Raw genomic sequence first — 12,712 nt, 5'->3', positions numbered from 1 at the left:
CGATGCTGTCGTCGGGGCAACTCATCGCGGAGCGATACCGCCTCGCCAGCCGCATCGCCGTCGGAGGAATGGGCGAGGTCTGGGAGGCCAGCGACACCCGGCTCGACCGCACCGTCGCGGTGAAGATCCTCAAGGCCGAACTCTCGGGCGACGCCGAGTTCCTGCACCGGTTTCGCACCGAGGCCAGGACCACCGCCTCGCTGAACCACCAGAACATCGCGGGCGTGCACGACTACGGCGAGACGCTCGCGGGTGAGCACTCCATCGCGTTCCTGGTCATGGAGATGGTCGAGGGAGAGCCGCTGGCGGGCATCCTCGCCCGCGAGGGCCGCATCTCCGCCGAGCGCACGCTCGACATCCTGGAGCAGGCCGGCAACGCGCTGCAGGCCGCGCACGAGCGCGGGCTCGTGCACCGCGACGTCAAGCCGGGCAACATCCTGGTCACGCCGTCGGGCACGGTGAAGCTCACCGACTTCGGCATCGCGAAGGCGGCGCACGCCGCGCCAGTGACCCGCTCCGGCATGGTGATGGGCACCGCGCACTACATCGCCCCGGAGCAGGCGCTCGGACACGACGCGGAGCCGGGCAGCGACGTGTACTCGCTCGCCGTGTGCGGCTACGAGTGCCTCGCGGGCCGAAGGCCGTTTCTCTCCGAGAACGCCGTGACGGTCGCCATGATGCACATCAGGGACCTGCCGCCGCCGCTGCCGCCGGACGTGCCGCCGGGCGCCCGTGCTGTGATCGAGGCGACACTCGTCAAGGACCCACGCCAGCGCTACGCCACGGGCGGCGAGTTCGCGGCCGCGGTCGCCGCCGTACGCGCAGGTCAGCCGCTGCCGACGCCGTCGGGCCTTGTCGGAGCGGGATACCAGCCGGCCCCGATGGGGCCGGTGAACCCCGTCACGCCCGTCGGGCCCGGTTCGCATCCCTCGATGCAGCCGGTGGCCCCTCCGACCGGCGGCGCACCGGTCCCCCACGCCATGCCACAACAGCGGCGGAGGCCCGCCGGGTTGTGGATACTGCTCTCGCTGGCGCTCGTACTGCTCGTCGCCGTGGTGACGGTGTTACTGACGGTGCTGCTCCGGCAGGACGGCGATCCGGCCACCCCCGGCCGGCTGCAGAGCGATTCGCCGGGCATACGGGACAACTGGTCCGGTGCCGGTGAGCGTTCACCGGAAGAGGACGGCTTGGAACGAATGATGGGCAGGCTGCTGATGGATGACCGCGGGTGATGCGGCGATGGCAGCTAGGCGTGATCGCATTCGCGCGTTGGAGAAGGCACTGACGGAATGGAACGGCACCGAGCAATGAGCGCACCCCGACTGCTCTCGAACCGCTATGAGCTGGGCGACACGCTCGGCTACGGTGGCATGTCCGAGGTCCATCACGGCCACGACGTGCGGCTCGGCCGCGAGGTGGCCGTGAAGATCCTGCGTGCCGATCTGGCGCGTGATCCCCAGTTCCAGGAACGGTTCCGGCGCGAGGCGCAGAACGCGGCCGCTCTGAACCATCCCGCGATCGTCGCCGTCTACGACACGGGCGAGGCCGACACCGAGTACGGCCCGTTGCCCTACATCGTGATGGAGTACGTCGAGGGCAGGACGCTTCGCGACATCGTCAAGACCGAGGGTCCGATGTCGCAGAAGCGGGCCATGGAGGTCATGGCAGACGTCTGCGCCGCGCTGGACTTCTCTCACCGGCACGGCATCATCCACCGCGACGTCAAGCCGGCGAACGTGATGATCACCCGCAACGGCGCCGTCAAGGTGATGGACTTCGGTATCGCCCGCGCCGTGCACGACGGCCAGGCCGCCATGACCCAGACCGCGGCCGTGATCGGAACCGCCCAGTACCTCTCCCCCGAACAGGCGCGTGGCGAGCAGGTGGACGCGCGCAGTGACGTCTACGCGGCGGGCTGCGTGCTCTACGAGCTGGTCACGGGCGAGCCGCCGTTCACGGGTGACTCCCCGGTCGCGGTGGCCTACCAGCACGTCAGGGAGGACCCGAAGCCGCCGTCCGCGGTCAACCCGGCGGTGTCGCCCGAGCTGGACGCCGTGGTGCTCAAGGCGCTGTCGAAGGGTGCAGCCAACCGGTACCAGTCCGCCGCCGAGATGCGCTCCGACCTGGTCCGGACGCTGTCCGGCCAGCGTCCGTCGGCGCCGATGGTGATGTCCGACGACGAGCGCACCCAGGTGCTCAACGCGACCCGCCAGCAGCCGGACGCCTACGACGACTACGACCCCGACGCCTACGACGCCGAGGAGGAGGCCCGCCGCAAGCGCAAGAAGCGGTGGCTCATCGCGGGACTGGTGGTGCTGCTCGCCGCGGCGGCCCTGTTCATCGCGTGGATCATGGGCGCCTTCAAGAGCGACCCCGAGCTGCGCGCCGTGCCCAACGTCGTGGGGCAGACCTACGACCGGGCGACGGCTCAGTTGCGCGACGAGGGCTTCAGCAACTTCCGCCAGGAGAACGTCGTCTGCCGCGACGGCTCCGGCCAGGAGCCGAACTGCGGGCCCGACGACATCGGCAAGGTGATCAGCACCAACCCGGCCGCCAGCGAGCGCATCGCGCCCACCACCCAGATCGTGCTGAGCGTCGGCGTCGCGCCGGAGCAGGTGGAGGTGCCCGACCTGTCGGGCCGGGACCGCAGCGGCGCCGAGGCCGAGCTGCAGCGGGTCGGGCTGACGCTCGACCAGAACGTGGTGGAGATCGAGGTCGACGACGAGTCGATGATCGGCAAGGTGGTGGACCAGACCCCCGGCCCGGGCGACCAGGTCGAGAAGGGCTCCTCGGTCCGCATCTCGATCGGCAAGGCCCCCGAGACCATCGCTGTGCCCAACTACACCGGTGAGCCGTTCGACAAGGCGAAGGCCGGGCTCGAGGACGCGGGCTTCCAGGTGGTCCGCAACGACGTCGACTCCTCCTCGGAGGCCGGCATCGTGGTCAACCAGACGCCCAACGGTGGCGAGTTCGCCCCCGGCACCACGATCACGCTGGACGTCTCCAACGGCTCGGGACAGCAGATCCAGATGCCCGACCTGTCCGGCATGACCGAGGACCAGGCCATCCGCGAGCTGCAGCGGGCAGGCTGGAGCGGCGACATCTCCACGCAGACCGAGCCGGTCGACGACAACAGCGACGTGGGGAAGGTGGTCAACACCAACCCGTCCGCGGGCTCGACGATCACGAAGAGCCAGCCCATCACGCTGATCATCGGTGAGGACGACGAGGGCTCGACGGAGACCTCGGAGACCGAGACCGAACCCGGGATCCCCGGCTTTCCCTAGGCCAAGCGGACCCTGACCGACACGGCGGTCGCACTCAGCACGAGTGTGACCGCCGTTGTCATGAGCGGGGTCACCAGCAGCACCGGCGCGAGCCGCTGCGCTGGGTCGTCGGCGCCGGCGGTGTCAGGCGACGGCGGCCTTCTGCAGGGCGCGGGTGGCCCGTTCGAGCTGGTCGACCACGTGGTCCGGCGCCGGGTGGCCCGCGGAGGCCAGCCAGTTGGCGAGCATTCGGTGCCCGCCCTCGGTGAGCACCGACTCGGGGTGGAACTGCACGCCCTCGATGGGAAGCTCGCGGTGTCGCATGCCCATGACCACGCCGGACGCCGTGCGGCCGGTGACCTCGAAGGAGTCGGGGATCGTCTCGGGCAGCACGGTGAGCGAGTGGTAACGGGTGGCCGTGAACGGGCTCGGCAGTCCGGCGAGGACGCCCGTGCCGGAATGCTCCACCTGGCTGGTCTTGCCGTGCAGCAGCTCGTGGGCCCTGTCGACGGTCGCGCCCCACGCGACGCCGATGGCCTGGTGACCGAGGCACACCCCGAGCATCGGCACGCGCTCGTCGGCGCAGCGCCGCACCACGTCGATGCTCTGTCCCGCCCGTTCCGGCGTGCCGGGCCCCGGCGAGACCAGCACGGCGTCGAAGTCGCCGATCGCGTCGAGGTCGACGACGTCGTTACGCCACACCGTGCAGTCGGCGCCGAGCTGCGCCAGGTACTGCACCAGGTTGTAGACGAAGCTGTCGTAGTTGTCGACGACCAGTACGCGCATACGGCCAGCGTATCGGTCACGGGTCATTCGGGTTCCACGGCGACGTCGTTGAACGGCAGCATCGGCTCGGCCCACGGGAACACCACGAACATCAGCAGCGCCACGACGCCGAGCACGAGCACGGCGGCGGTCAGGACGCGCACGGCCAGCGGGCCGGGCAGGTGTCGCCAGATCCAGCCGTACATCAGGCCTCCCCGATCTCGGCGAGCAGATCGTCGTAGCCCGCCCCTGGCTGCTTCTTGAGCTGGTTGGTCAGCACCGAGTGGATGATCATGCGCTCCCGGTCGGAGAACCGCGGATGACACGTGGTGAGCGTGAGCAGGGCCGCCTGCGACGCCTTGGGCAGCACGTCGGCGGGCTGGTACGGCACGGGCGCCACGGCATCGCCTCGGCCAGGAGTGACGATCACGCGGCCCACCGTCTCGGCGTAGGCGCCGTCCCGGTCGCGCAACGGGGCGACGTTCGCGCACTTCGGGTCACGGCCCTTGCCCTCGGCCCAGCCCGCGGCCTCGTCGGCCATCGGCAGCACGCGGTAGACGTAGAAGCTGTCGGCCGTCTCGATCACGATCGCGTCGCACGAGTTCAGCAGGTCGAGGTCGTTGAAGGGGGCGCCCTTGCCCACCCGGTGCCCGGCGACGCCCATGTTGCCCGGCTCGCCCGGCATCGCCGTGGTCTTGTAGTGCCCTGGCCCGATCTCCAGCGTCTCGGAGTCCACGCCCTGCTGGACGGTGAAGTTCCAGTCGGCTCCGAACGACGGGATGTAGATGCGGGCGAACGCCTTGCCGTCGAGCGGCTCGGCGTGCAGCTCCCGCTCGTTCGCCCACTCGGCGTCGAGATCGGCGCTGGCCTGGTCCTGGAGCTTGCCGGACATCCAGTTGGTCACGTACAGCTCGTAGACGACGAACAGCAGCACCACCACGCCGAGCGTGATCAGGACCTCGCCGAACGTGCGCACGATGGTGCGGCCTGCCGAGCCGCCGCCCTCCGACTTCGCGGGCGGCGCTGGCGGCCGTGTGGGCGGTGGCTGGCGGTGGTTCGAGTCCGGGCGCCGCGGCGGGCGCTGGGGCGGTTGTTGCTGTCGCGGCCGCCTCGGTGGACCGGCGGGGCGGCGGCTGAAGTCCGGGATCGGGATCTCCCGCGTCTCCGGCTCCTCGTACCTCGACAAGCGAGCTCCTCATCGCGATCTGCTGGTCCGGCGCTCGCTCCCCGGTTCTAGCGCCTGCTCGATTACGTTAACGTGTTCAGGTGGCGGCAGTTGCGTTCTGCCGCGGATTTGCCCGACAGCCACGCGAGGACTCCCATGCCCAAGTCCAAGGTCCGCAAGAAGACGGCGTATACCCCGCCTGCCGATCGCCGCACGCCGGTGAAGGTGCGCGCAGCCGGTCCTTCGCCGCTGATCTACAAGATCGTGATGTTCGGCTTGATGCTCCTCGGTCTCGCCTGGCTCGTGGTCAACTACCTCGCGGGCGACAAGCTGTCGTTCATGCTCGAGCTGGGCAACTGGAACTTCGCCATCGGCTTCGCGCTCATGATCAGCGGTCTGCTGATGACGATGCGCTGGCGCTGACGGCCGGTACGGCTCAGCCGAACGGCCGCTTGACAGCGAATTACAACAGTGTGACTAATCCCCAGTGTGGATAACCCCTGTGGATAACTCCACCCCTAGATGGGCGCCGAGCACGGGTCTGGTAGCGGTCGGCTGGCTGCTGGCCGTCCTCGCGGGCGGGGCCACCGCCGTTTTCGCGCTCACCGGCGACCGGCCGGGCGCCGTGCTGCTCGGCGTCGGCACGGCCGCACTGGCCGTCGGCGCGGCACACGGAACGTTCGTGCGCCCCCGGCTCGCCGCCGACGCGTGGGGCCTTCGCGTGCGCACCCTCGGCGGCACGAGGCGGCTCGACTGGAACGAGGTGGAGCTTCGGCTCGCCACCACCCGCAGGCTGGGGCGCGACGTGGCGGTGCTGGAGCTGGAGAGCGATGAACTGGTGGTGCTCGGCTGGCTGGAGCTGGGCGCCGACCCGCGCGACGTGCACGACGAGCTGCTGGCCCTCCGGCCCGCTTGACCTAGCAGACGCGGTACAGCGCGCACAGCTCCGAGGAGAGCTGTGAGTCGCGGTACACCAGCAGACCGATCAGCGCAGCCGTGAGCACCACGATCGTGCCGACCTGGTAGGCCGTGCGCTGCTTCTCCGGCGCGTAGACCATCGCGATCATCGCCAGCGCGCCGACCACGAGCCCGCCGACATGGCCGAGCAGCGAGATCCCGGGGATCGACACGCTCAGCACGATGTTCAGCACGATGATGCCGATGGCCGACGTGGGATTGAGCCGGAGCCGCAGCACGGCGATCAGGATCGCGCCCATCAGCCCGTAGATGGCGCCCGAGGCGCCCGCCGTGCCCGTGTTGGTCTCGCCGAAGGCGAACACCGCCGCAGCGCCGCCGAGCATCGACACGAAGTACACGGCGAGGAAACGCACCTTGCCGAGCAGGACCTCCAGGTCCCGGCCGAGCACCCACAGCGCGAGCATGTTCATCGCGATGTGGAGCAGCCCGTAGTGCAGGAACCCACTGGTGAGCAGGCGCCACCACTCGTCTCCCGCGACGATGCCGATGGGCCACAGCACCCCGTCGGCGAACAGCGGCGCGTCGTTGTTGTTCATCGGGTCGCCGCCGGCCTGCACCACCGTGACCACGTAGACGAGCACGTTGATCGCGATGAGCAGCGGCGTCACCACGGCCCGCTGGGACACGCGGGCGCCCGCGACGGTGCGGGCGCCGTAGCCTGCCCTGCGGTACTGCGTGGCCTTGGCGCGCTGTTGCTGCTGCCCTGCCTGCACACAGTCGACGCACTGGTAGCCGACGGACGCCTCACGCAGGCAGTCCGGGCAGGCAGGCCGGTTGCACCTGACACAGCGCAGACCGGTCTGCCGGTTGGGATGCCACCAGCATCCGGGCAGCGCCTCCTGCTGGGACGGCTGCCCGTACTGGGGCGGGTACGGAGGTTGGCTCACAGTGCTGTCCAACCTACCCGTTTTCCCACCCCGTCAGCGTGCGGCCGTCAGCCCTGCTCGACGGAGACACGCTCGATGACGACGTCCTCCAGCGGCTTGTCGGCCGGGCCCGTCGCGGTGCGCGCGATCGTGTCCACGACGTCGCGCGAGGGCTGGTCGGCGACCTCACCGAAGATCGTGTGCTTGAAGTTCAGGTGCGGTGTCGGCGCGACCGTGATGAAGAACTGGGAGCCGTTGGTTCCCGGTCCCGCGTTGGCCATGGCCAGCAGGTACGGCTTGCTGAACTGCAGCTCCGGGTGGAACTCGTCGCCGAACTTGTAGCCGGGGCCGCCACGACCGGTGCCCGTGGGGTCACCACCCTGGATCATGAAGCCGTCGATCACGCGGTGGAAGATCGCGCCGTCGTAGAACGGGCCCGACTTCTCGCCCTTGGCGTTGGGCTGCGTGTACTCCTTGGTGCCGTCCGCGAGGCCGACGAAGTTGGCGACGGTCTTGGGCGCGTGATCAGGGAAGAGGCTGATCACGATGTCGCCTCGGTTCGTGTGCAGAGTGGCCTTCATGTTGGCTCCCGCCGGGGCTTGGTTGCTCGCAGTCACGCGATTCATCGTGCCATCTGCGGCGAGATCGGCCGGAAAGGGGCAGGATGGGTAACAAGCGCAACACCGGAAAACCAACGATTGACGAGGTGAAGGCGATGGCTCGAACCGCGGAAACGGCGGGTGAGTCCGTCAAGAACGGCTCGCGCAACCTGAGAAAACGGGCTCTCGACGTGGGCAAGGTCAGCGCAGAGGCGGCGGCGCACGCCGCACAGGTGGCCGAGCACAGGCTGACCGAGGGCACCGAGGCAGCGCGCAAGGAGTTCGCGAAGACCTCTCGCCGCACCCGCAAGAAGCTGGCCGCCCAGGCCAAGCGGACCCGCAAGGACGTGGCGAAGAGCGCCAAGCAGGCTCGCAAGATCGCGGCCGAGCGCCGCGAGGAGCTGCGCGCGCCGGGTCGCAAGGCCAAGAAGGCCGCGATCCAGGCCGCGAAGTCGGCAGGCCAGTCCAAGCGGAAGGCCAAGAAGGACTTCAAGAACGCGAAGAAGGACTTCAAGGCAGCCATGGCGGAGGCGAAGGTCGCCGCCAGCGGCGAGAAGAAGAAGCGCAGGAAGCTGCCGTGGCTGATCGGCTTCGCCGCGGTGGGGGCGGCCGTGGCCTACGCGCTGCGCTCGAAGCCGGAGCCGCCGGTCGCGCCCGCGCCGCCGCGCAGCACCGACGCGCCGAAGCCGGCCCCGTCCGCCAACGCGACGGAGGAGAAGCCCGGCCCGGCCAAGCCGTCGGCCGCGAAGTCGGAGTCGCCCTCCGGCGCCAAGACCGCCGCGCAGCGCAACGGCCAGGCGTCGTCCAGCGCGCAGCAGCAGAAGAAGTCCTGACCAACTGGGTACGAACACGACGAGGCCCCCTCCGCGCGGAGGGGGCCTCGTTCGTACGCGCTCGCGTCAGGAAGCGTGCTTGTTGATCAGCTGGCCGAGGCGCGGCAGGGCCTCCTCGACGTTCTCCTTGCCCTTGGGGCGGAGCTTGCCGTAGACCTTCTTGATGCTGTCGCGGCTGCTCTTCTCGGCACGCGCGTCGGTGACCGACAGCAGCGCGTCGGCGGCCTCGCTCGACCGCGTCGGCAGGTAGGCGCCGAAGTCGCCGCCACCCTTGGACTGGAAGTCGGCATAGAACGGCTCGAGGGCCACGACGAAGTCGTCGAGCAGGCTGTCCACGGCGGAGCCGATGATGCCCGGCTTGATCTTCTTGACGGCCGCGTAGCCGGTCTTCACGACAGCGCCGGAAACACCGCCCTTCTCCGACACCTCCTCGTCGATCAGGGTCTGCAGTTCGGTCACGACGGTCGGCCGACGGCTGGAGTCGAGCAGGGCTTCCTTGAGAGTGCTAGCCACGGATTCCTATCCTTCGTCACTTCGAGATCAACGATTTTGGAGTTTCGCAGGGGGCCGTCCGCACCCTCCGATGGTCCTTTCGGGGGTACACCGGAAGAGGCGCCGGTCCCTGGGTGCCTGCGCGTGCGCGCAAGACTAGTACAAGATCAACTTCGCCTGCACGCAGTGGTATCCGACGATCACTCTCAGAACCCGAGTCCGGAAATCGCCTGCGTGGCGATCTCCCGAGCTTTCACGCTCTGTTGCTGGTTCGTCGTCACGATGACGGCATCGCCACCCTTCGCCACCGCGTAGACGGCGCCTTCCTCAGCCGCCTCGTACCCGCCCTCCCAGCCAGGTGGCTGCGAAGCCGGGTTCGAGGTGTCGACCGGAGCGGCCTTGTCGACCAGACCGACCGCCATTTTCGGGTCACCGGAATAGACACGGACCGTGAGTTGGATCTCGCCGTCCGGGCGGTAGAAGAAGCACGAGGGGTGCGGCTGCTCCGCCGAGACGCGAACCTGGTCCACCTGCTGCCCGTTGGTCTGCGCGACCTCGTCGGTGTCCAGGTACGGGCATGGCCCGTCGGCCACCGGCTCGGGCTCCGGGGGCAACTGAGCCGAGGTGGGCGCCGGGGACGGCACCGGCTCCGACGACTGTCCCCCGTCGCCGGAACCCGTGCCGGAGCAGCCGGTCAGAGCCGCGGCCACGGCGCCGAGCAAAAGCAGTCTTCGCATAGGTCGGACAGTGAACCAGACCAGACCGCACGTGAATCCCCTGCCACAGGAGTGCGTTCATATGTAGTATGTCTGCTATCGAACAACAGAAGACTTGGATCATTGGGGGTACCAATATGTCCGTGGGCGAGCTGAGTGTGCCCACACCGCACACCGCACACCGCACACCGAACCCGGAGCCGAACGCGCGCTCGACGTCCGTGACCTGCGCATGCGCTACGGCACGGTGGACGTGCTGCGCGGGGTCACCTTCCACGCCAACCGGGGCGAGGTGCTCGCGCTGCTCGGGCCCAACGGCGCGGGCAAGACCACGACCATCGAGATACTCGAAGGCTTCCGCATGCGTTCGGCCGGTGAGGTCAGCGTCCTCGGCACCGACCCGGCGGCAGGCGACGAGGCCTGGCGCGCACGGATCGGCGTGGTGCTGCAGTCGTGGCGCGACCACAGCAAGTGGCGCGTGCGGGAACTCCTGCAGCACCTCGGCACCTACTACGAGCCATACGGCAAGCCTTGGAACGTCGACCAGCTCGTCGCCGCGGTGGGTCTCACCGAGCATGCGCACAAGAAGGCGAGCCAGCTCTCCGGCGGGCAGCGCCGCAGGCTCGACGTCGCGATCGGCATCGTGGGCAGGCCGGAGCTGCTTTTCCTCGACGAGCCGACGGCCGGCTTCGATCCCCACGCCCGCAGGGAGTTCCACGACCTTGTCCACCGGCTGTCCGATTTGGACGACACCACGATCCTGCTGACCACACACGACCTGGACGAGGCGGAGAAGCTCGCCGACCGCATCCTCGTGCTCGCGGGCGGAACGATCATCGCCGACGGCTCGGCCGACGCGCTCTCCCGGCGGATGGCCACCGAGGCCGAGGTGCGGTGGAGCCGCGACGGCGACCTGTTCGTGCACTCCACGAGCGACGCGACCGGCTTCGTCCGACAGCTTTTCGCCCAGTACGGCCAGGAGATCGCCGACCTCGAGGTGCGCAGGGCGTCGCTCGAGGACACCTACCTGGCACTCGTGCGGGACTTCGAAGCAGGCGACCAGGAGGCCGCCGCCCGGTCTTTCGAGAAGAGGAACCGATGAACCCGACAGCGGCCGCGATCAGGGCGGGGATCAGGCGCGGGCGGATCGAACTGCGCCAGACGTTCACCAACTTCCAGGACCTGTGGGGATACCTGTTCCCCGCGGTCGCGCTGCTCGTCGTCATGACGCTGATGCGCGGCTCGACGATTCCCGGCACGGAGTTCTCGCGCGGCACGATGACGCTGCCGAGCGTGCTCGGCGTCAGCGTCGCGTTCAGCAGCCTGGTCAACCTCGCCCAGATCCTCACCATCGAACGCGAGGACGGGACGCTCCTGCGGGCGAAAGCCGTGCCCGGCGGCATGCTCGGCTATCTCGTCGGCAAGATCGTGATGATCTCGGGAACGGCGCTCATCAACGTCGCCATCGTGCTCGTCCCCGGCGTTTTCCTGTTCGCCGGCCTCGACCTCGGCGACGTCGGCGCATGGCTGACCCTGCTGTGGGTGCTGGTGCTCGGGCTCGTCGCGACCATGCCGCTCGGCGCGATCGTCGGCTCGCTGTTCCCCAATGCCCGCAACCTCGGCGCGGTGATGTTGCCCATCATGGGCCTGGTGGCGATTTCGGGGATCTTCTACCCCATCACCGGGTTCCCCGAGTGGCTGCAGTGGATCGCGCAGGTGTTCCCCATCTACTGGCTCGGCCTCGGCATGCGCTCCGCGCTACTGCCGGACGGCATGCAGGCCGTGGAGATCAGCGAGTCGTGGCGGCACTGGGAGACCGCCGGTGTGCTCGGGGTGTGGGCTGTGATCGGATTGGTTGTGGCACCCATGGTGTTGCGCCGGATGGCACGCAGGGAGTCCGGTTCGAGCGTGGCGGCACGCAGGGAGAAGGCATTGCAGAGGATCGCGTGATGAGCGAGACCATCTACAACCGCATCGCGGTGCTCCGCGCGGAACGCGGGGTCAGCAGGCGGCAGCTCGCCGAGGCGCTCGGGGTGCACTACCAGACGGTGGGCTACCTCGAGCGCGGCGAGTACAGCCCGAGCCTGTACCTCGCGCTGCGCATGGCGGAGTACTTCGAGGTGCCGGTGGAGGTGCTGTTCTCGATCCACCCGTTCCCGAGGATCGGTGCCGAGCGCTCAGCGTGAAACGGCCGCCTTGCGCAGCTGCAGGCTGAACCACAGAGTGCCGAGGCCACGCAGCAGCAGGCCGATGCCGAGCCAGATCGCGAGCGTGAGGATCGTCAGGCCCGGCCAGACGAGCGCGATCACGCCGATGAGGAGCGTGAGGATGCCGAGCGTGAGCCACAGCCCCCACATCGGCAGCCCGCGCCGCCACGTGAGTGCCGCGCCGATCTGCCCGACGCCCGCCACCACGAAGCCGACGCCGACCACGACGGCGAGCGCCAGCAGCGATATGCCGGGCCACACGAGCGCGACGATGCCGACGATGATCCACAGTGCACCGATCACGTAGGAGGGCCAACGCACGCGGTGCCTGCCCGCCATCACGAGGTCGTCGACGCCCTCGACGAGCAGTGCGATCGCCACCAGCACGGTCAGCACGCCGACGGCCGTGGCGAGGTTGGCGAGCAGCAGGATCGCCAGCACCACGGTGGCGAGGCCCAGCAAAGCGATCAGCCACCACCGCCTCGAGATCCGGCGGACCTCCTCAGCCAGCTCGCCCGCGAAGGTGATCCCGAACGCCCGGTACGTGTCCGTCGTGGCCATGGCGCCCCTCCTGCCGTCGATGGCCGCGACGCTAGGCCCGAAACCGGCAGGTCGCCAGCGCGGTCACCCGTTCGCTCGGCTCGCAGGGTGAAACAAGTTCGCGACGTGTCCGCGAGGCACCCACGCCGGCTACCAGCGGGACCGGGTCGAACGGGCCTGACCTGGCTCAACGCGGCCCGGTGCCCGCCGAACTCTCGGGCGCCCTGCGGCAAAACCCCTGACCGGTCACATCCGAGAACTCCGGCGGGTCGAGACGGTGACAAG

16 protein-coding genes are annotated in these 12,712 nt (G+C 69.1%); 8 read left to right on the top strand and 8 right to left on the bottom strand.

What is annotated here, in order from left to right:
* The first annotated feature begins 2 nt into the window (after nt 1–2).
* Nucleotides 3–1,232, top strand: coding sequence for a serine/threonine-protein kinase (locus FCN18_RS01900; RefSeq protein WP_112265928.1), 1,230 nt, complete (start codon nt 3–5; stop codon nt 1,230–1,232).
* Between the two features lie 75 nt (nt 1,233–1,307).
* On the top strand, nt 1,308–3,287 hold the full coding sequence (pknB, locus tag FCN18_RS01895; RefSeq protein WP_112265926.1) for a Stk1 family PASTA domain-containing Ser/Thr kinase: 1,980 nt from the start codon (nt 1,308–1,310) through the stop codon (nt 3,285–3,287).
* Between the two features lie 123 nt (nt 3,288–3,410).
* Here the strand turns inward: pknB and FCN18_RS01890 are convergent, their stop codons facing one another.
* Genes FCN18_RS01890 through FCN18_RS01885 form a run of 3 tightly spaced genes read right to left on the bottom strand, consistent with a single transcriptional unit; the run spans nt 3,411 to nt 5,217 of the window.
* Nucleotides 3,411–4,052: an aminodeoxychorismate/anthranilate synthase component II gene (locus FCN18_RS01890; protein ID WP_137092938.1), complete on the bottom strand. Its 642-nt coding sequence runs from the start codon at nt 4,050–4,052 to the stop codon at nt 3,411–3,413.
* 23 nt (nt 4,053–4,075) lie between these two features.
* Nucleotides 4,076–4,237 carry a hypothetical protein gene (locus tag FCN18_RS39435; protein WP_170200493.1) on the bottom strand — a complete coding sequence of 54 codons (162 nt, stop codon included), beginning with the start codon at nt 4,235–4,237 and terminating at the stop codon, nt 4,076–4,078.
* Nucleotides 4,237–5,217: a class E sortase gene (locus FCN18_RS01885; protein ID WP_137092936.1), complete on the bottom strand. Its 981-nt coding sequence runs from the start codon at nt 5,215–5,217 to the stop codon at nt 4,237–4,239. Before FCN18_RS01885 ends, FCN18_RS39435 begins: the two co-directional genes overlap by 1 nt.
* 135 nt (nt 5,218–5,352) lie before the next feature.
* On the opposite strand from FCN18_RS01885, the gene crgA reads away from it, so the two are divergent.
* Nucleotides 5,353–5,619, top strand: a complete 267-nt coding sequence (gene crgA / locus FCN18_RS01880; RefSeq protein ID WP_137092934.1) for a cell division protein CrgA — start codon at nt 5,353–5,355, stop codon at nt 5,617–5,619.
* A gap of 79 nt (nt 5,620–5,698) precedes the next feature.
* Complete coding sequence (locus tag FCN18_RS01875; RefSeq protein WP_113640961.1) at nt 5,699–6,112, top strand: PH domain-containing protein; 414 nt, start codon at nt 5,699–5,701, stop codon at nt 6,110–6,112.
* A 1-nt stretch (nt 6,113) separates the two neighbouring features.
* Here the strand turns inward: FCN18_RS01875 and FCN18_RS01870 are convergent, their stop codons facing one another.
* Together FCN18_RS01870 and FCN18_RS01865 are read right to left on the bottom strand one after the other, a co-directional pair.
* The gene (locus FCN18_RS01870) at nt 6,114–7,061 is read right to left on the bottom strand and encodes a rhomboid family intramembrane serine protease (RefSeq protein ID WP_112265916.1); all 948 of its coding nucleotides are present in this window, start codon (nt 7,059–7,061) and stop codon (nt 6,114–6,116) included.
* 47 nt (nt 7,062–7,108) lie between these two features.
* The gene (locus FCN18_RS01865) at nt 7,109–7,666 is read right to left on the bottom strand and encodes a peptidylprolyl isomerase (RefSeq protein ID WP_112265914.1); all 558 of its coding nucleotides are present in this window, start codon (nt 7,664–7,666) and stop codon (nt 7,109–7,111) included.
* Between the two features lie 89 nt (nt 7,667–7,755).
* On the opposite strand from FCN18_RS01865, the gene FCN18_RS01860 reads away from it, so the two are divergent.
* A complete protein-coding gene (locus tag FCN18_RS01860; protein WP_112266743.1) occupies nt 7,756–8,472 on the top strand; it encodes a hypothetical protein in 717 nt (238 codons plus the stop codon).
* A 66-nt stretch (nt 8,473–8,538) separates the two neighbouring features.
* On the opposite strand, the gene FCN18_RS01855 is transcribed toward FCN18_RS01860, so the two are convergent.
* Together FCN18_RS01855 and FCN18_RS01850 are read right to left on the bottom strand one after the other, a co-directional pair.
* Nucleotides 8,539–8,985 (bottom strand): DUF6918 family protein, encoded by a 447-nt coding sequence (locus FCN18_RS01855; RefSeq protein ID WP_112265912.1) that lies wholly within the window; start codon nt 8,983–8,985, stop codon nt 8,539–8,541.
* 185 nt (nt 8,986–9,170) lie between these two features.
* The gene (locus FCN18_RS01850) at nt 9,171–9,701 is read right to left on the bottom strand and encodes a DUF2020 domain-containing protein (protein ID WP_113640958.1); all 531 of its coding nucleotides are present in this window, start codon (nt 9,699–9,701) and stop codon (nt 9,171–9,173) included.
* A gap of 211 nt (nt 9,702–9,912) precedes the next feature.
* Between FCN18_RS01850 and FCN18_RS01845 the strand changes: the two genes are divergently transcribed.
* The 3 genes from FCN18_RS01845 to FCN18_RS01835 are packed head-to-tail and all read left to right on the top strand — an operon-like array spanning nt 9,913 to nt 11,866.
* Nucleotides 9,913–10,782 (top strand): ABC transporter ATP-binding protein, encoded by an 870-nt coding sequence (locus FCN18_RS01845; RefSeq protein WP_137092932.1) that lies wholly within the window; start codon nt 9,913–9,915, stop codon nt 10,780–10,782.
* Nucleotides 10,779–11,630 (top strand): ABC transporter permease, encoded by an 852-nt coding sequence (locus FCN18_RS01840; protein ID WP_112265906.1) that lies wholly within the window; start codon nt 10,779–10,781, stop codon nt 11,628–11,630. Before FCN18_RS01845 ends, FCN18_RS01840 begins: the two co-directional genes overlap by 4 nt.
* A complete protein-coding gene (locus FCN18_RS01835; protein ID WP_110334291.1) occupies nt 11,630–11,866 on the top strand; it encodes a helix-turn-helix transcriptional regulator in 237 nt (78 codons plus the stop codon). The genes FCN18_RS01840 and FCN18_RS01835 overlap by 1 nt, the downstream gene beginning before the upstream one ends.
* On the opposite strand, the gene FCN18_RS01830 is transcribed toward FCN18_RS01835, so the two are convergent.
* Nucleotides 11,858–12,448, bottom strand: a complete 591-nt coding sequence (locus tag FCN18_RS01830) for a DUF308 domain-containing protein (RefSeq protein WP_137092930.1) — start codon at nt 12,446–12,448, stop codon at nt 11,858–11,860. The genes FCN18_RS01835 and FCN18_RS01830 overlap by 9 nt on opposite strands.
* Nucleotides 12,449–12,712: the final 264 nt, after the last annotated feature.

Origin of the sequence: Prauserella endophytica, from assembly GCF_005146945.1 — a bacterium.
Classification (GTDB): Bacteria; Actinomycetota; Actinomycetes; order Mycobacteriales; family Pseudonocardiaceae; genus Prauserella_A; species Prauserella_A endophytica.
The sequence above is the reverse complement of the archived record's forward strand: the minus strand, read 5'-3'. Positions and strand labels throughout refer to the sequence as shown.